This is a genomic window from Actinoplanes sp. CA-051413 (assembly GCF_050955795.1).
In the GTDB taxonomy this organism is placed as follows: domain Bacteria; phylum Actinomycetota; class Actinomycetes; order Mycobacteriales; family Micromonosporaceae; genus Actinoplanes.
Genome location: NZ_CP192100.1, coordinates 9,067,334 through 9,085,180 on the forward strand (window position 1 = coordinate 9,067,334; position 17,847 = coordinate 9,085,180).

A 17,847-nucleotide genomic window follows, 5' to 3' on the forward strand; every position below is an offset into this window, starting at 1 on the left:
GGTGATGAACCTGAGCCTCTACACGGCGATCGACCGGATCGGTCTCGGCCTGGCCGTCACGCTGGAGGTGCTGGGCCCGCTGACGGTGGCGCTGGCCGGCTCGCGGACCCGCTTCGACCTGGCCTGTGCCCTCGCGGCCGGGGCCGGCGTCTACGTCCTCGTTCGGCCCGGGCCGGCCAGCGACTTCGCCGGGATCGGCTGCGCGCTGCTGGCGGCGGCCGGCTGGGCCGCGTACATCCTGCTCAACCGGGTGCTGGGGGCGCGGGTGCCGGGGATCCAGGCGACCGCGGCGGCGACCACGGTGTCCGCGCTGGGCTATCTGCCGGTGGCTGTGATGCTTGTCGCACAGGGGCGTTTCGGTGTCACCGGGCTGGCCTACGCCGGGTGTGCGGGGCTGCTCAGCTCACTGCCGTACGCGCTCGATCTGATCGCCCTGCGCCGGATCCCGGCGCGCTTGTTCGGGATGTTCATGAGCGTGCACCCGGTGCTCGCCGCCCTGGCCGGGCTGGTGCTGCTCGGTCAGGCGCTGCGCCCGCACGAGTGGGCGGGCATCACGATCGTGATCGCCGTGCTGGCGGTGAGCAGTCTCAGGCACCGTAGCGGCGCTGGCGGCCCGCGTACGAGCGCAGGGCCCGTAGGAAGTCCGTCCGGCGGAAGTCCGGCCAGTTGGCGTCGTGGAAGTAGAACTCCGAGTGCGCCGACTGCCACAGCAGGAATCCGGACAGCCGCTGCTCCCCGCTCGTGCGGATGACCAGGTCGGGGTCGGGCTGGCCCTTGGTGTAGAGGTGCTCGGCGATGTGCTCGACGTCGAGGATCTCGGCCAGCTCCTCCAGCGTGCGACCGGCCGCGGACTGCTCGTAGAGCAGCGAGCGCACCGCGTCCGTGATCTCCCGGCGTCCGCCGTAGCCGACCGCGAGGTTGACCTCGACGCCCTCGACGCGGTCCCGGGTGCGTTCCTGCGCGGCCTTGAGCACGGTCGCCGTCGGGGCGGGCAGCACGTCGAGCGCGCCGACGATGCGCAGCCGCCACGGGTTGCCGTCCTCGGCCAGCTCGGTGGCCAGATCCTCGATGATCTTGACCAGCGGGTCCAGCTCGGCGGCGGGCCGCTGCAGGTTGTCGGTGGCCAGCAGATAGAGCGTCACGTGCTTGATCCCGGCCTGGTCGCACCAGCCGAGCAGCTCCTTGATCCGGACCGCGCCCACCCGGTGCCCGTCGTTCGGATCGACGTAGCCCATCTCGCGGGCCCAGCGACGGTTGCCGTCGCACATCACCCCGACATGCTGCGGCACCGGCCGGCCGGCGAGCTTGCCGGCGAGCCGTCGTTCGTACAGCGAATAGACCAGGGACCGCAGACTCATCCCGGCCAGCCTATCGAGAGCGCGCCGCGGCTCAAGAGGCCGCGTCACGCTTGTGCAGCATCGCGGCCCCGATGCGTCCGATCGTGCGAAGGTCGAAAACCCCGTCACCCAGGCCCAGGTCCACCATCCGGTGGAAAACCGCACCATCTCGGCGGGCGGCCCGGACCGCGGCGTCGACCACGGAGGGCCGTCGGGTCAGCAGCGCGGCGAAGCCCGAGTGCCGCAGATGCCGGCCGAGCCGGTCACCGAAGGCCGCGGCGTAACGCGCGGCGGCCCGCTGCGGACCGGCCGCGGCGGCCGCCCCGGCCAGCGCGCCGGAGAGCACGGCATAGAAGATGCCCTCGCCGGTGAACGGGTTGATCAGCGACAGCGCGTCGCCGGCCAGCAGCACCGGGCCGCGGCCCGGCGGCGGCCGGCGGGTGGACAACGGCAGGTGGTGGGCCCGCAAGCCGGTCGGCGGGCCGCCGGGCAGCAGCTCCGCGAGCCGGTTCACCAGGTACGCCTTCGTGAGCGGCGTCCCCCGCAGAGTCTCCCCGTAGCCGACATTGGCGCTGCCGTCCCCGATCGGAAACGACCAGGCGTACGCGGGCCAGCGCGCACTCGTCGTCCGGATGAGCTGCTCGGTGCCGACCGCCGGGGCGTAACCGCGGATCGCGATGGCCAGGTGCCCGTCCGGGTTGACCGGGTGACCGAGCGCACGCCGTACCACCGAACCGGCGCCGTCCGCGCCGATCACCACCCGGGCCCGGATCCGGTCATCGAGGGTGACGCCGTCCCGGTCGGGCCGGATGCTGCGCACGGCGTGCCGGCGCAGCTCGGCGCCCTGCGCAACGGCCGCACGCACCAGCCGCTCGTCGAACACCTTGCGCGGCACGGTGTGGGCCGGGCGCGGCAGGGTACGGGCCACCTCGCCGCCACCGGGTGCGACCAGGCGCAGGCGTTTCACCGCCGGATATCCGTCGGTCACGCCGGTGACGCCGAGCTCGGCGAGCACGTCCACGGCGTCGGCGGCGATGCCGTCACCGCACGGTTTGTCGCGGGGGAAGTCGGCCTTGTCCAGCAGCAGCACCGACGCGCCGGCCCGGCGGGCGGCCAGCGCCGCGGCGGCCCCGGCGGGTCCGGCCCCGACCACCGCGACATCGACGTGCTCAAGGCTCATCCGCCCGGACCCGTCCGGGCGGTCATGCCGGTGCCGCCGCGGCGGCGGAGTCGGTGGTGGCGGCCGTGCGGCCGGCCCGCCACACCGCGTAGCAGGCCAGCACCGCGGCGGCGACCAGCGGCGCCCCGTCGCGGATCAGTCCGTCCGTGCCGAGCAGCAGGTAGCAGAGCGGCAGATCGATCACGAGCACGCCCACGCTGACCCAGACCATCAGCTGCCGGGCCCAGGCCTTGCCGCGTTGCAGGAAGAAGGTGGTGAGCAGCACCGCGTAGCTCGCGCCGATGCCGACGAAGATCCAGAAGACCACCGCCAGGATGTACTCCGGCCGGCGGCCCAGCTCGCCGACCGAGATCACCGCCGGCACCAGGATCAGTGGGCTGTAGGTGAACGCGGCGACCCGCGCGGTGATCACCCAGGCCGCCACCGGTGGGCGGCGCGGCGCGGACTCGCGCCATTCCAGGCCCTTGCGGGTGGCCACCAGCTTGGCCGGATAGCGGACCAGGTGGCCGCGCACGGTCGGGTGCCGGTAGAGCAGCACGACGACGGTGAGGCAGAGCGTGGTCAGCACGCCGAACCCGACGAGGCCGGTCAGCGGCGGCACGCCGTCGCGCGGCACGATCAGGCGGCCGACGGCGAAGATGGTGGTGACGGCCAGGATCAGCCCCAGCGGCCGGGAGACCGCGCGACTGCGCCGCACGTGCCAGATCAGGATCAACCAGCCGAGGGTACGCAGCAGCGCCCAGCCGGTGCGGACCGCGAGCCCGAAACCCTGCTCGGGCGCGTACCAGAAATTGAGCAGCTCGACCCCGGCGGTCGCCGCCGCCGTCGCGACCAGCAGCCAGGTCAGCGCCCGGACCGCGGGCGGCCGGATGTCGAGGGTCGTCACGAGCTGAAAGTACCCAGGCCGCGCCCGCCTCATTCCCGAGGCGGGCGCGGGGTGTCAGCCGGCGTTCAGGCGGGACTTCAAGGCGTCCAGTTCGGACCACAGGACGGCGGGGAGTTTGTCGCCGAACTTGGCGAACCACTCCTCCACCTGCGGGATCTCGGCCAGCCACTCGTCGGTGTCGACGCGCAGCACCGCCTCCAGGTCGGCCCGGCTGATGTCCAGGCCGCTGACGTCGAGGGCGTCCGGGGTCGGCACCTGCCCGATCGGGGTCTCCACCGCCTCGCCGGTGCCGTCCAGGCGCTCGACGATCCACTTCAGGACCCGGGAATTCTCCCCGAAGCCGGGCCAGAGGAAGCCGCCGTCGGCGTCGCGGCGGAACCAGTTGACGTAGAAGATCTTCGGCAGCTTCTCGGCGTCGCCGGAAGCGGCCTTGCCCATCTCGATCCAGTGATTGAAGTAGTCACCGGCGTGGTAGCCGATGAACGGCAGCATCGCCATCGGGTCCCGGCGCACCACGCCGACCTGGCCGACTGCGGCGGCCGTGGTCTCCGACGACAGCGTCGCGCCGAAGTAGACGCCGTGCACCCAGTCGCGGGCCTCGGTGACCAGCGGCACGGTGGTCTTGCGCCGGCCGCCGAACAGGATCGCGTCGATCGGTACGCCGCGCGGGTCGTCGTACTCCGGGGCGAGGATCGGGCACTGGTTGATGGGCGTGCAGAAGCGGCTGTTCGGGTGGCTGGACGGCGTGCCGGACTCCGGTGTCCAGTCGTTGCCCTTCCAGTCGATCAGGTGCGCGGGCGGCTCGCCCATGCCCTCCCACCAGATGTCGCCGTCGTCGGTGCGGGCCACGTTGGTGAAGACCGAGTTGCCCCGGGCGAGGGTGCGCATCGCGTTCGGGTTGGTGTGCTCGTCGGTGCCGGGGGCGACGCCGAACAGGCCGTACTCCGGGTTGGTGGCCCACAGCCGGCCGTCCTCGCCGAAGCGCATCCAGGCGATGTCGTCGCCGACGGTCTCGACCTTCCAGCCCGGCAGGGTCGGCTCCAGCATGGCCAGGTTGGTCTTGCCGCAGGCCGACGGGAAGGCGCCGGCGATGTAGCGGACCTGCCCGGCGGGCGAGGTCAGCTTCATGATCAGCATGTGCTCGGCCAGCCAGCCCTCGTCGCGGGCGGCGACGCTGGCGATCCGCAACGCGAAGCACTTCTTGCCGAGCAGCGAGTTGCCGCCGTACCCGGAGCCGAACGACCAGATCTCGCGGGTCTCCGGGAAGTGCGAGATGTACTTGGTCTCGTTGCACGGCCACGGCACGTCGGCCTCACCCTCGGCCAGCGGCTTGCCGACCGAGTGCAGGGCCGGCACGAAGTCCGCGTCGTCGCCCATCGCCTCGAGCACCGTGGCGCCCATCCGGGTCATGATCCGCATGGACGTGACCACGTACGCGCTGTCGGTGATCTCGACACCGAACATCGGGTTGGGCGAGTCGAGCGGTCCCATGCAGAACGGGACGACGTACATCGTGCGTCCGCGCATGCAGCCGCGGTACAGCTGCGTCATCGTCGCTTTCATCTCGGCGGGCGCGGTCCAGTTGTTGGTCGGACCGGCGTCGGCCGGGTCGACGGAGCAGATGAACGTGCGTTCCTCGACCCGCGCGACATCCCCGGGATCGGTACGGGCCCAGAACGAGTTCGGCCGCTTGCCGGGGTCGAGGCGGACGAGCGAACCGGCGTCGACGAGCGCGTCGGTGAGCCGGGCCCACTCGGTGTCCGAGCCGTCGCACCAGACGACACGGTCCGGCGTGGTCAGGGCGGCAACCTCGTCCACCCAGGTCAGGAGCTTGGTGTGAGCAGTGGGGGGCACTGACATGTGATTCCCTTCGGTCGGCACTGACCTGTGACGAAGCAGGCCGGAGAACCGGCCGCTGTCACGGGAGTCACATCAGCCTAAGCCGAGGGAACGTTCAGTTCATCGGTCAATCCTGTGGACAACCGCACAAACTTCGGCGACGGTGCGCGATCACGACCGATTCTTCGCCGCTTGGTGCACAAGCGAGCATCCGGGCGTCCGGCAGCCGCTCCCGGCCCGACAGCCGCCCGCTTTCACAAAACGGACGAAACGTCCTAAGCTTGCCGCTACTCGGGCTTTCCTCCCACTCCCGGCTACAGGAGGCAGGAATGACGATCCCGGCCGGCGACGGCGACGCCGACACAGCCCTGCTCGCCGCCGTCCGCGCGGGCGACACCGCCGCGTACGGGGTCCTGTACCAGCGCCACCGGGCCGCCGCCCGGGCGCTGGCGTACGGCCTCGTGCACGACCCCGCCGACGCCGACGACCTGGTCGCCGAGACGTTCGCGAAGGTGTTCGCCAGCCTGCGGGCCGGACGGGGGCCACTGGTGGCGTTCCGCGCGTACCTGCACACGACCCTGCGGCACGTCTGCTACCACCGGGCCCGGCGGGACCGGCGGCTGGAGTTCACCGACGACCTGACCCGGTACGACGAGGGCGAGCCGTTCCTGGACCCCGCCCTCGACCGGCTGGAACGCACCTACGCCGCGCGGGCCTTCGAGGCGCTGCCGGACCGCTGGCGCGACGTGCTGTGGCGTACGGAGGTCGAGGGGGCCAGCCCGGCCGAGGTCGCCCCGCAGCTCGGCCTCACCCCGAACGCCGTCGCCGTGCTCGCCCACCGGGCCCGGGAAGGACTGCGCCGGCTCTACCTGCAGCAGCACGTGGCCGACGCCGATCCGCTCGAGTGCCGGTGGACCGGGGACCGGCTCGGCGGGCACGTCCGGGGCCGGATCGCTCCGCGGGTGGCCGTCCGGCTGGAGGCCCACCTGGCCTACTGCGCGGGCTGCCGAGGCCGGCGCGCCGAGATCACGGAGATCAACCAGCGGGGTCACCGTCCGTACAAGCAGCGGGACCACGCTGCGGTGGAAGGGTTAAGAGTCGCTCACGAAAACGGCGGACAGTGACAGGCGCCGGTACTCTCGGGTCCGTGCCTGCCGCATTCCTGCCCGCGCTGCGGGCACGCTTCGGGGCACTCGTGCGCGAGCTGAGCAAGTTCGGCACGGTCGGCGGCATCGCCTTCGCGATCGACTTCGCCATCTTCAACGTGCTGCTGCACCAGGGCTTCGAGTCGCTGCTGGCCAAGACCATCTCCACCGTGCTGGCCACCTCCGTGGCCTTCGCCGGCAACCGGTACTGGACCTGGCGGCACCGCGAGCACACCAACATGGCCCGCCAGTACACCCTGTTCTTCCTGCTCAACGCGGTCGGCCTGGGCATCGGGCTGACCTGCCTGGCGATCAGCCACTACGGCCTGGGCGCGTTCTGGCCCGAGTTCCAGACCCCGCTGGCGGACAACATCTCCGGCCAGTTCGTGGGCACCGCCGTGGGCACGCTGTTCCGCTTCTGGTCGTACCGCCGCTTCGTGTTCGGCGACACCGTGGTCCCGGATCCGACGCCCGTGCCGCCGGTGGAGGTCCCGGCCGGGGAGTCCACCGCCACGCCGCCGTCCGCGCCGCCGCCCGCCCCGCGCGCTGTCCCGCGAATGTGACGTCGGAGTCACCGCACGTCCGGCTCCGTTGTCCGCGCCCTTCCCCCCGTAAGGTTGGCCAATGCCTTCAGCTCGTCCGCTGGCGGAACGCCTGCGCAATCTCGCCCCCGAGGCGCTCGCCTTCGGTGCGATCGGCGCCGCCAACACGCTGCTCTACATGGCGATCACGTGGGCCCTGCTGCCCATCGGGGCCGTCAAGGCGAGCGTCGTCGCCACGATCGTCACGACCACGCTGGCGTACGTGGCCAACAGGTACTGGACCTACCGCAAGCACACCCGCAGCGCACTGCGCCGGGAGTACACGCTGTTCTTCGGCTTCAACCTGGTCGGGATGATCATCCAGTCCGGCGCGGTGACCATCGGCAAGTACGGCTTCGGCCTCACCGAGGAGCACGACGAGCTGCTGTTCATGGGGGTCACCCTGCTCGGCATCGCGGTCGCCACGGTGTTCCGCTTCTGGGCGTACAGGACGTTCGTCTTCCTCAAGCCGCCCGTCGACGGCCACGAGGCCGTGGTGACCGAGCTCGACGTGGTGGCCGGCCTAGCCGAGCTCAGCGCCGAGGCCGACGGCAGCCTGGACGAGGAACTGGCCAAGGAGATCGACGCCCAGCGGCGAGCCGTCTGACGCTCACCGCCGGCGGTCCCGCCCCCGCACGGGCTCCGGTTCCGGCTGCTCGTCGTCCTCGTCGTCGCCGTGCAGCTCCCGGTCCGTCTCGATGAGCTGGTAGAGCAGCGTCTGCACCTGCTGCACGTGCGGCACCGCGACGAGCACCACGCTCTGGTCCCCGATCGAGTCGATCCGCAACGTCCCGCTGCCCAGCATCCGGTCCAGCAGCGACTGGCTCATCACGTGATCGTTGACCCGGTTCAGCGGCAGGTCACGGCGCTCGCGGGCGATCACGCCGTCCTGCAGCAGGATCCGTTCGTCGGTGAAGACGTAGTGGGTCCCGCGCCAGACCAGCAGCGGCCACACCCCGCGGGTCACCGCCATGAACAGGGCCACGGCACCGACCAGGCAGACCCCGATCAGGCCGCCGGTCGTCGGCGGCAACATGATCCAGACCCCGAGCACGGCGGCCAGGGCCACCAGCAGGACCAGGATCGGGCGTACGGCCGCCCGCGCGTGCGGATGCAGATGGAGGACAACCTCTTCCTCGTCGGTCAGCACCTCGTCCGGGAAAGCCACGGGCTCAGCGTACGTGCAGCACGTCCCCCGCCGAGACGCGCCGCTCGCCGTCAGCCGTACGGACCACGAGCTGGCCGTCACCGTCCACCGTGGTCGCCGTACCGGTGAACTCCTGGCTGTTGGGCAGCAGCACCCGCACGTCCCGCCCGATCGTCGAACAATCCCGCTGGTACGCCGCGAGCAGCCCGCACATCTCGGCGTCGCCACCGGCTTCGCGCCAGCCGCCGTACCACCGGGCGACGCCGCGCAGCAGCGCCCGCAGCAGCGGATCCCGGTCGGTGGCCGTGGCCCCGGCAATGCGCAGCGAGGTGGCCGGCAGCCCGGTGGTCTCGGGCAGCTCCTCGGCCCGGGTGGTGACGTTGAGACCGATGCCGACGACGACCGCGTCACCGGAAACCTCGGCCAGAATGCCGGCCGCCTTGGACTCCCCGGGCCCGGCGTTGAGCAGCAGATCGTTCGGCCACTTCAGCGCGGCGTCGACCTCGGCCAGCCGCTGCACCGTCTCCCGCAGAGCCACCCCGGCCAGCAACGGCAACCAGCCCCAGGTGCGCTGCGGCGCCGGAGCCCACCCCCGCTCGGCGTCGGCGATCCCGGGCCGCAACAGGAAACTCAACGTCAGCCCGGCCCGCGGCGGCGACACCCACTGCCGGTCCCGACGGCCACGCCCGGCAACCTGCCGCTCGGCCACCACCACCAGCCCCTCGGCGGCGCCGGCCTGCCCGGCGGCCGCGGCATCGGCGTTGGTGGACCCGGTCTCGGCCCGGATATCCAGCCGCTGCCAGAACCCGCCGGGCACGATGAGCGCCCGCTGCAGTGCCCGCTCACCCAGCGGCGGCCGGTCCAGATCCGTATAGGGCGAGGAAGCCATCAACCCAGCCTAGACCCGCCCTGATCAGCTCGGTTCGGCTGCGTGCCGGCTGACGTAGACGGTGCTCCGCGGCTCCGGCTGACCGGCCCCGGGACGCGGGCGGGGCCGGGGACGGGCCCGCGGCTGATCCGGCCGGGCCGGCTCCATCGGGGGCAGCGCCTGGGTGGCCTCGGCCCCGGCCGCACGCCGGCGACGCACCATGACGGCGGGGCGGCGCGATCTGCGGGTGTCGTCAGGTGCTTCCTCCGGGGACCAGGTGAGGTCCGGCATGGCGGCTTCGGGCAGGTCGGGGACGGTCCAGATGGGGCCTTCCAGGCTTTCCTCGCGGGCTGCGTAGGGGCCGCTCTGGTCGGTGGCCGGGCCGCGGCGGACCGGTACGCGGTTGGGGCCGGCGGTGTTGGTGGCTCTGGCGCGCTGCGGTTGGTCGGCGGGCCGGTCGTTGTAGGCGGCGGGGGGTGGCCAGGCGCCTGGGGCCGGGTGGTTCGCCCGTGGGGCGTGGGACTCGGTCAGCGGTCCGGCGTCCTGGGGGGCGTCGGCCTGAGGGGCGCTGGCCTGGGGTGCGCTGGCCAGGGGTGCGCTGGCCTGGGGTGCGCTGTCCCTGTCTCGGCGGCCGCGGGTGTTCCGGCGGTCCCTGCGGCTTGCTGCGTCCCGTCGGTCGTCCCGGGCTCCTTCGTGCTCGGCGCCGCCGGTCGGGGCGTCCTGCACGGGGCTTTCGGCCAGGCGGCGGGCCGCCTGAGCGGCCCGGCTGTAGCTGGGCCGGGCGGGCTCGTCCTCGTGGACGTAGGGGTTGGGGGCGAGCGTGAGCCCGTCCGTGCCGAGGAACACGCGGTCGTCGGCGGCGGGCACCGGCTCGTCGAAGCGCCTGCGACCGGTCACCTCCGGCGCCGGGGCGATCGCCTCGTTGCCGAACCGGCCGGCCGGGAGGTTCGCTTCCCTGTCGAACCGGCTGTTCGGTGGGTTGGCGTCGCTACCGAGCCAGGCAGCCGGGGAGTCAACCTCGGTACCGAACCGGGCAGCCGGGGAGTTCGCTTCGCTCTCGAAGCGACCGTTCGGGGCGACGGAGCCCGCCGTGCCGGTCAGGCCCGGAGCGCCGGCTCCCGCCGGATCGGCGCCACCCGCCAGGTCGGCTGCCCCGGCCAGGCCGACTCCACCTGCCAGATCGTCTACCTCGGCCAGGTCATCAACGCTCGCCAGGTCGACGCCCTCCACCAGATCGCCGTCCCTCAGCGGGTGGGCGACTGCGTCCGAGAACGCCGCACTGCCTTCGGCGGTTCCTGCCGAGCGAGCAGTCCCGTTCGTGTGAGCAGCCCCGACCGCGTGCGCGGCGGCGTCCGGCATCGCGTCCTCGATCGGCAGGTCAGCCACCGACCGGAGCCCCGCCGGCCCGTCGCGATCGACCGCCGTCCGGAACGCCGGACCGGTCTCGCCACCCCGGTGGGACCAGGAGCGCGGCAGCTCGATCCGGTCGTCCGGGCGGGCCGGCGGCCACTGCAGCACCGGCCGGGTCGGTTCCGTCTCGATCTCCACCGGCACGTCGAACCCGGACGACGGCGGGTAAGGCGGCACCTCAGGAAGCCGTTCCACCGGGGTCGGCCAGCCGTACTCGGCCTCGTAGGAGCCCACCGGTGCGGGCGTCCAGTACTCCCCCGCGACGGGCTCGTCCGGGTACTCGGGCCGGACCCAGCCCTCGACCCGGTCGCCGTAACGCCGGTCGGCGCGTTCGGCCCAGTCCGTTCCGACGGTTTCCTCGGGGACCGGGACGAAGCCGGTCTCGTCAGCGTCCTCCAGGGCCACGTCGGCGAACAGTCCGGAGAACGTGCCGGTGCCTTCAGCGCCCGCCAGCGAGTCGAAGGGGCCGGACAGTTCAGCGTCTGATTGCAGTCCGAGCAGGCCGAGACCCGGCAGGTCGAGCGCGTGGGACTGTTCGGCCGGGTCGATGACGTCGGCGGCCCGGTCGAGGTCCTGGTCGATGTCCAGTTCCGGGTCGCCTTCCTGGTCGGCGGGTTCGCCCGGATCGTCGGCCCGGCTCAACGTCGCCAGCCGCAGATCGGTCGGGGCGGCACCGACCGGGGCCGGGACGCCTTCCTCGTCGAGGTCCACGAGCCGGCGGAACACGGACCGGTCCGGGCCCTCCGCGTCATCGGCCGGCGCTGTCCCCACTCCGGAGACCTCGGCGTCGACGTCCGGCGCAGGAGTACCCGATGTCGGCCACAAGCGCCGCGAACCCGGGCCGGTGCGCCCGGACCGGCCCGGACCGGCAGGATCGGCATGACTGCGTGGGGCGGGAGCAGCCGACTCGGCGGCACCGGTTTCGGCCCGACGACCCCCTCGCGGGGCGGGCACGACCGCATCCAGTCCCGCGCCGTCCTCGCTGGAAGAAGCCGGCGCCCTGCGGGTCTTGGCGGAGGATTCGGCCCGCCCACGGCGCCGCTTACGGCTCGGAGCTCCCTCATCCCGGCCCGAACCTGACGACGCACCGCCCGAACCTGACGAAGCCCCGCTCGCACCTGACGAAGCCCCGCCCGCTCTTGACGACACAACGCCCGCACCTGACGACGTACCGCCCGCTCTCGACGACGTACCGCCCGCTCTTGACGACGTACCGCCCGCACCTGGCGACGTACCGTCAACGCCTGGGGAATCCCCGCGGCGGTGGGTGTCGCCGTGCTCGGCGACGCGCTGGTCTTTGCGGCTGCTGCGGAACAGGGCGGCGCGGAAGACGATGAGCGTGGTGATGCCACCGACGATCAACGCCACGCCGACGGGGGTCATCCATGTCGTCACGGGGGTTGTAACGAATGGGGCATTGAGTGCGAAACGTGCTTTCCGTCGTACCCCCGCGTACGGGCACCGCGTGGCGCGTGCCGGAGCCTGGATACGATCTCTCCGGCGTGAATGCCGCCTGGCCGGCGGGCATGCGTGGGTGAGCGGAGGACGGGGCATCGTGACGGCGCAGCAGGACGTGACGCAGCAGGATGACATCCACACGACGGCCGGCAAACTCGCCGACCTCGAACGGCGCACCGACGAGGCCGTGCACGCCGGTTCGGCCCGCGCGGTGGAGAAGCAGCACGCCCGTGGCAAGAAGACCGCCCGGGAACGCATCGAGATGCTGCTCGACGCGGGTTCCTTCGTGGAGCTCGACGGCCTGGCCCGGCACCGGTCCACCGCCTTCGGCCTGGAGAAGAACCGCCCGTACGGCGACGGCGTGGTCACCGGGCACGGCACGGTCGACGGCCGCCAGGTGTGCGTGTTCTCGCAGGACTTCACCGTGTTCGGCGGCTCGCTGGGCGAGGTCTTCGGCGAGAAGATCGTCAAGGTGCTCGACCTGGCCATGAAGATCGGCTGCCCGATCATCGGCATCAACGACTCCGGCGGCGCGCGGATCCAGGAGGGCGTCGTCGCGCTCGGCCTGTACGCCGACATCTTCTTCCGCAACGTGCGGGCCAGCGGGGTCATCCCGCAGATCTCGCTGATCATGGGCCCGTGCGCGGGCGGCGCGGTCTACTCGCCCGCGATCACCGACTTCACCGTCATGGTCGACCAGACCTCGCACATGTTCATCACCGGCCCGGACGTCATCCGTACGGTGACCGGCGAGGACGTCGGCATGGAGGAGCTGGGCGGCGCCCGCACGCACAACTCCCGCAGCGGCAACGCGCATTATCTGGCCAGCGACGAGGACGACGCGATCGACTACGTGCGCGCGCTGCTGTCGTACCTGCCCAGTAACAACCTGGACGAACCGACCACCTTCGACCTGCCCGCTTCGCTGGACGTCTCGGACGCGGACCGCGGCCTGGACCAGCTCATCCCGGACTCGGCGAACCAGCCCTACGACATCAAGCGCGTGGTGGAGACGGTCGTCGACGACTTCCTCGAGGTCCAGCCGCTCTACGCGCAGAACATCGTGATCGGCTTCGGCCGGGTCGAGGGCCGGCCGGTCGGCGTGGTGGCGAACCAGCCGATGCACTTCGCCGGCACGCTGGACATCGCGGCGTCCGAGAAGGCGGCGCGCTTCGTGCGCACCTGCGACGCCTTCAACATCCCGGTGCTGACCTTCGTGGACGTGCCCGGCTTCCTGCCGGGCACCGGCCAGGAGTGGGACGGCATCATCCGGCGCGGGGCCAAGCTGATCTACGCGTACGCGGAAGCGACCGTCCCCAAGGTCACGGTGATCACCCGCAAGGCGTACGGCGGCGCGTACGACGTGATGGGCTCGAAGCACCTCGGCGCGGACATGAACTTCGCCTGGCCCACGGCGCAGATCGCGGTGATGGGTGCCCAGGGCGCGGTCAACATCCTCTACCGGAGCGAGCTGGCCGGCGCGGAGGACCCGGCGGCGCTGCGGACCGAGCTGATCAAGGAGTACGAGGACACGCTGGCGAACCCGTACATCGCGGCGGAGCGCGGTTACGTGGACGCGGTGATCGCGCCGTCCGCGACCCGGGCGCAGGTCACGCTGGCGCTGCGGACGTTGCGGACCAAGCGGGAGACCCTGCCGCCGAAGAAGCACGGCAACATCCCGCTCTGACGGTTCAGGTGGCGTGCCGCAGCAGCATCGCCCCGCCGTAGACGAGCGCACCCAGCGACAGCAGCCAGAAGAGGAACAGCCAGACCACGTCCCCGATCAGGGTCTGTCCCTGCAGTTGTGCGGCGTCGTTCCCGTTGTCGCCGCTGTGGATCGTCCAGAAAAGCTCAGGCACCTGCCGGGCGCCGCCCATCAGCAGGAACCACACCCAGACGTGGGCGAACACCAGCTGGACCGGCTCCGTCGAGCGCATCGCGACGACCCAGAGGATCGCGCCCACGAACAGGATGACGAACACCCCGAACAGATTCCGCACCATGATCAGCACGGCGGCCAGGAAGGCCAGGCTGAGCAGCAGGACGGCGCGTGGGTCGAAGTCGCGCACCAGCAGCTGCACACCGGCGAAGCCGATGATCGACGGGCCCAGGTAGCCCGCCACCAGCGAGACGAACTTCGACACGGCGTTCTCACGGCCGGGCAGCATCTCACCGCCGCCCGCGTGGAAGATCTTCACGTGCTTGACGGCGGTGCCGAACATCCAGCCGAACACCGCGTGACCGCCCTCGTGGGCAATCGTGATCGCGTTGGTGGTGTACCTCCACAGGGGCACGGCGGCGACGAACGCCACCACACCGGTGGACCAGGCCATACCCAGCGAGCCAGCCATCTCAGCAAGCTATCCGGGCACTCCCGTGACCCACATCACCAAGTGGTACTCAAAGTGTTCCCGTTCGGCTACTCCAAGTCAGGGCGTGTTGCTGACGGCGGGCAGCCATTGGCCGGCCAGCATGAAACCACCGATCACCAGCGCAGCCACGTCCACAGCCAGGAAAACTCCCACCCAGAACAGCGCGGGCACATGCGTGACCCCGGCGAGCTGGTCGGCGTCCGACTCCGGCATTCGGCCGCGGCTGCGGAGCTTCTGCAGCTCGAAGACCGGGCGTACGCCGCCGATCAGCAGGAACCACACTCCGACGTACGCGAAGGCGGCCTGGACCTGCGGGGTCGCGTACCAGGAAACGGCGAAGACGATCGCCCCGGTGACCAGCACGGAGACCGCGCCGAACACGTTCCGGATGTTGATCAGCATGAGCAGCAGCAGGACCACCGCGACCCACAGCAGCAGGGTGATCCGGTTGCCGCCGAGCAGCCAGGCACCGCCCAGCCCGACCAGCGACGGCGCGATGTAGCCGGCCAGCAGGGTGAACATCATGCCGGGCCCGGTCGGGCGGCCGGCCGAGAGGGTGAGCCCGGACGTGTCGAACTCCAGCCGGATGCCGCGCAGTTTGCGGCCCGTCAGGAGCGCGACCAGTGCGTGGCCACCCTCGTGGGCGATGGTGATGGCGTTGCGGGCGATCCGCCACAGCGGCCGGAAGGCGACCACGGCCAGCGCGATCACCGCCGTCACGAGGACGAGCAGGCCGGGCGGGTCCGGCTGGGCACCGAGCAGGGTGTCCCAGAGGTCACTTACCGAGTCGATCGACACAGCCCGCGAGCGTAGTCGATCAGTGCATGACTAGGCGCGGCGGCGCAGCACGGATTCCTGCTGAGGGACGGCGCGCCGCTGCAGCATGAGGCCACCGGCAATCGCTCCGGCGACGATCATCGCGCCGGCCAGCACCATCATCACGACCAGCGCACCGGCGGTCGCCACGACAAGCGCGACGTCGGCGATCGCGACGAGCATCCACAAAGCGATCGTGGGCCTACTGCCGTGTCGTCGAATCATCTTGCACCTCCATCCGTGGTGACCGATGAATACCCATTCACCCGTCACTCACACCTGGAGGCCTACCGGTTGGCCTTGAACCCCTGGTAGATGACCTGAAGATCCTTCTGCGAAGCAGCCCAGTCCTCCGGCGACGTGTACCAGGAGATGCTGTAGGCCTGCTTGCCCGGCGTGGTGATGAAACCCCGCTTGATCGCATGCTGCGGGTTGCCACTCACCGTGGTGTAGGTGAACTCCCAGTCGGCGGCCTCGCCGAGATACTTGAGCCCCTCGAGCCGGATCCGCTGGTAGTTCTTGTACTTCGTCCCCCGCCGATCCGCCTCCTGCTGCTTCCAGTCGGCGACGGGATCGGACTTGGGCTGCTCGGAGTGGTCGATGATGAGCAGCCGGTTGTTCTTGGTGATGTACATCTCGGTGCCATCAGCCCGGATCGAGGCGCCCTCCGGCACCGGCACCGAATAGCCGTCACCGTTGTACATCTTCCAGCCCTTCGGGGGCTTACCGGTCGACGCGGGCTTACTGGCAGCCGGCGAAGGCTTGGCACTCGGCGTGACGGGCGCGGTGGTCGTCGGCACGGGCGCAGCGCCGGCCGGAGAGCCGGACGCGCTGGACGGCTTGCCGGACGCAACCGGGGCAACCCCGCCCTTACGGCCGTTGTCCTGCGCCTGATCCTTCTCGTCACCAAAAGCCCGAGGCACAAGAACAACAAGCGCCAGCAGTACGGCGACCAGCACACCAATGGCGATCACGGTCTGGCGACGGGTGAGCGTGGTGCCGAAGACGGTGATGCCGCGACCGCCGGAGGAGGGGGCGCGGACGGTCATCGGCTGCCAGGCCGGGCGGGTCGGCTGACCAAAGCCGGGGGCGCCGGAGACCGGTACGGCTGCCTTGGCGGCCGCGCCGGTGCGGGCAGCCGGGATGGCGGTGGTCTTGGTAGGGGTGCCGGTCGGCTTGATGACCCGGGTACGGCCGGCGTCGGCGTCGCCCTTGGCGGGGGCGGGCGTCTTGGCCTTCGGAGTCGTGGTTGTCGCCTTGGCCGGCTTCGTAACAGCCGCTGCCTTGGCCTCCTCTGAGGCCTCGGTCGCGGCGGGCTGGTCGCTCGCGGTGTCATCGCCCGGCGTGATCGCGTCATCCACGGATGCCGTGGCACTCGGGGTGCTGACGGTCTTCGGGTCAGCATCAGTGCTGGTCGGCGTTGCCTTGTCGGTCTCGGGCGCCTGGTCGGCTTTGCCCGCCTCGCCGGGGGAACTCTGGGCTGCTGTCGCAACGCTCGGCTTGATCGCTGCCGCCGTGCGGCCCTTGCCCTTCTTGCGGGACGCCTTCGTGCTCGAACCAGCACCCGGGCGTGTGGCGCCGGCGCCTGTCCGACCGGCGGGCGTTTCGTCAGCTGGCTTCTTGGTTGTCTCGGTTTCAGCGTTGCTGACGGCGGCGCTCGTCTCGGTCACGTCGCCTGCTTCGGCGACGACGACCTCGGGTGTAGCGCTCCCAGTCTTGGCAGCTTGGCTTCCGGCCTCGGATGCGTCTGTCACGGCCTGCGCAGCTTCGCTGCCCGTCTTGGGCGCGCTGGTCCCCGCCTCGGCTGCGGCGCTTTCCTCTACCGGCGCGTCGCCGGTCTGGATGGCCTCCGGCGCACCAGGTGCATCGCTAGCGCCGCTGATCCCGGGGTCGGGCGTGTCCGAGGGGGCCTCGGTCGTATCGGCGGCGGCCTTCGGGGCTGCCGCCGTCGCCTCGGTCGCGATCACATCGGAAACAGCCTTGGCTTCCGCGGCGTCGGAGGCTGCTGTCGCGGCCGTTGCCGTGCTTGCCTCGGTCGCCGACTTCTGCGGCTCGTTGGCGTCGGTGCTGGCGGTAGCGGCGTGCTCCACCTCCGTGGCCGCGCTGCCAGCTTCCGCCGTGCCGGCAGTCTTGCTGGTCTCACCCTTGGCGATCGCGGCGTCGGCGCTTGCATCTGCCGACTCGGCTGCCTTCTCAGCCACGTCACCCGATGCCGCGGCGGCCGTCGGTGTTGCGCTTGTGGACGACTTCGCAGCGTCGGGGTCGGCGGACACCTCGGTGGCAGATGTGCCGGGGCGCGGACCGAACGGCATGCGCGCGCCGGACTTTTTCTTCGCTGTGGTCGCGGTCGCGGCGGCAGCTTCGCCGGCCGACGTGCCACCTTCCTGCGTCGCCTTGTCACGCGTCGCGCTACCCGAGGTCGCCTCATCCCGCATGGCATCGCCTGGCGTCGCGGCATCCTGCGTCGCGCTACCCGACGTCGCCTCGTCCTGCGTGGCGTTGCCGGGCGTCACGGCGTCCCGTGTCGCGCTATCCGAGGTCGCGGCATCGCCTGGCGTCACGCCATCCCGCGTCACGCCTCCCGAGGTCGCGGCATCGCCTGGCGTCACGCCATCCCGCGTCGCGCCACCCGAGGTCGCGGCATCCCGCGTGGCCTCGCCCGGCGTCGCTGCGTCACGCGTCGCGCTGCCCGAGGTCGCGGCATCCGGCGTGGCCTCGCCCGGCGTCGCTGCGTCACGCGTCGCGCTGCCCGAGGTCGCGGCGTCACGCGTGGTGTTGGCTGGGGTCTTGGTGTCGGGGCGTTCGGCA

At 71.4% G+C, this 17,847-nt stretch carries 14 protein-coding genes and 1 pseudogene; 5 read left to right on the plus strand and 10 right to left on the minus strand.

Annotated elements, in window-relative coordinates:
• Positions 1 to 4 precede the first annotated feature (4 nt).
• A pseudogene (locus ACQP2Y_RS42830) lies at positions 5 to 523 on the plus strand (EamA family transporter); the annotation flags it as partial.
• Between the two features lie 64 nt (positions 524 to 587).
• Here the strand turns inward: ACQP2Y_RS42830 and ACQP2Y_RS42835 are convergent.
• The 4 genes from ACQP2Y_RS42835 to ACQP2Y_RS42850 are packed head-to-tail and all read right to left on the minus strand — an operon-like array spanning position 588 to position 5,263.
• Positions 588 to 1,358: an isoprenyl transferase gene (locus tag ACQP2Y_RS42835; RefSeq protein WP_360545320.1), complete on the minus strand. Its 771-nt coding sequence runs from the start codon at positions 1,356 to 1,358 to the stop codon at positions 588 to 590.
• A 31-nt stretch (positions 1,359 to 1,389) separates the two neighbouring features.
• Positions 1,390 to 2,517: an NAD(P)/FAD-dependent oxidoreductase gene (locus tag ACQP2Y_RS42840; RefSeq protein WP_433722135.1), complete on the minus strand. Its 1,128-nt coding sequence runs from the start codon at positions 2,515 to 2,517 to the stop codon at positions 1,390 to 1,392.
• Between the two features lie 22 nt (positions 2,518 to 2,539).
• Positions 2,540 to 3,436, minus strand: a complete 897-nt coding sequence (locus ACQP2Y_RS42845) for a hypothetical protein (RefSeq protein WP_433722137.1) — start codon at positions 3,434 to 3,436, stop codon at positions 2,540 to 2,542.
• A 21-nt stretch (positions 3,437 to 3,457) separates the two neighbouring features.
• On the minus strand, positions 3,458 to 5,263 hold the full coding sequence (locus ACQP2Y_RS42850; protein WP_433722139.1) for a phosphoenolpyruvate carboxykinase (GTP): 1,806 nt from the start codon (positions 5,261 to 5,263) through the stop codon (positions 3,458 to 3,460).
• Positions 5,264 to 5,571: 308 nt separating this feature from the next.
• Between ACQP2Y_RS42850 and ACQP2Y_RS42855 the strand changes: the two genes are divergently transcribed.
• The 3 genes from ACQP2Y_RS42855 (at position 5,572) to ACQP2Y_RS42865 (ending at position 7,575) form a co-directional block, all read left to right on the plus strand.
• Positions 5,572 to 6,366: a sigma-70 family RNA polymerase sigma factor gene (locus tag ACQP2Y_RS42855; protein WP_433722141.1), complete on the plus strand. Its 795-nt coding sequence runs from the start codon at positions 5,572 to 5,574 to the stop codon at positions 6,364 to 6,366.
• A gap of 23 nt (positions 6,367 to 6,389) precedes the next feature.
• Positions 6,390 to 6,950 carry a GtrA family protein gene (locus ACQP2Y_RS42860; protein WP_433722143.1) on the plus strand — a complete coding sequence of 187 codons (561 nt, stop codon included), beginning with the start codon at positions 6,390 to 6,392 and terminating at the stop codon, positions 6,948 to 6,950.
• A 61-nt stretch (positions 6,951 to 7,011) separates the two neighbouring features.
• On the plus strand, positions 7,012 to 7,575 hold the full coding sequence (locus tag ACQP2Y_RS42865) for a GtrA family protein (RefSeq protein WP_433722145.1): 564 nt from the start codon (positions 7,012 to 7,014) through the stop codon (positions 7,573 to 7,575).
• A 3-nt stretch (positions 7,576 to 7,578) separates the two neighbouring features.
• Here the strand turns inward: ACQP2Y_RS42865 and ACQP2Y_RS42870 are convergent, their stop codons facing one another.
• The 3 genes from ACQP2Y_RS42870 to ACQP2Y_RS42880 are packed head-to-tail and all read right to left on the minus strand — an operon-like array spanning position 7,579 to position 11,164.
• Positions 7,579 to 8,136, minus strand: coding sequence for a PH domain-containing protein (locus ACQP2Y_RS42870; RefSeq protein WP_433722147.1), 558 nt, complete (start codon positions 8,134 to 8,136; stop codon positions 7,579 to 7,581).
• 4 nt (positions 8,137 to 8,140) lie between these two features.
• Positions 8,141 to 9,004 (minus strand): biotin--[acetyl-CoA-carboxylase] ligase, encoded by an 864-nt coding sequence (locus tag ACQP2Y_RS42875; protein ID WP_433722149.1) that lies wholly within the window; start codon positions 9,002 to 9,004, stop codon positions 8,141 to 8,143.
• 24 nt (positions 9,005 to 9,028) lie between these two features.
• The gene (locus tag ACQP2Y_RS42880) at positions 9,029 to 11,164 is read right to left on the minus strand and encodes a hypothetical protein (RefSeq protein WP_433722151.1); all 2,136 of its coding nucleotides are present in this window, start codon (positions 11,162 to 11,164) and stop codon (positions 9,029 to 9,031) included.
• A gap of 802 nt (positions 11,165 to 11,966) precedes the next feature.
• Here ACQP2Y_RS42880 and ACQP2Y_RS42885 point away from each other — a divergent pair.
• Positions 11,967 to 13,538: an acyl-CoA carboxylase subunit beta gene (locus ACQP2Y_RS42885; protein ID WP_433732317.1), complete on the plus strand. Its 1,572-nt coding sequence runs from the start codon at positions 11,967 to 11,969 to the stop codon at positions 13,536 to 13,538.
• A gap of 4 nt (positions 13,539 to 13,542) precedes the next feature.
• Here ACQP2Y_RS42885 and ACQP2Y_RS42890 read toward each other — a convergent pair whose 3' ends face one another.
• The 3 genes from ACQP2Y_RS42890 to ACQP2Y_RS42900 all read right to left on the minus strand — a co-directional run bounded on the left by ACQP2Y_RS42890 (position 13,543) and on the right by ACQP2Y_RS42900 (position 15,222).
• Complete coding sequence (locus tag ACQP2Y_RS42890) at positions 13,543 to 14,202, minus strand: M50 family metallopeptidase (protein WP_433722153.1); 660 nt, start codon at positions 14,200 to 14,202, stop codon at positions 13,543 to 13,545.
• A 78-nt stretch (positions 14,203 to 14,280) separates the two neighbouring features.
• Entirely contained in the window at positions 14,281 to 15,021 is a 741-nt protein-coding gene (locus ACQP2Y_RS42895; RefSeq protein WP_360545343.1) for a M50 family metallopeptidase, read from the minus strand.
• Positions 15,022 to 15,051: 30 nt separating this feature from the next.
• Entirely contained in the window at positions 15,052 to 15,222 is a 171-nt protein-coding gene (locus tag ACQP2Y_RS42900; protein ID WP_433722155.1) for a hypothetical protein, read from the minus strand.
• Positions 15,223 to 17,847: the final 2,625 nt, after the last annotated feature.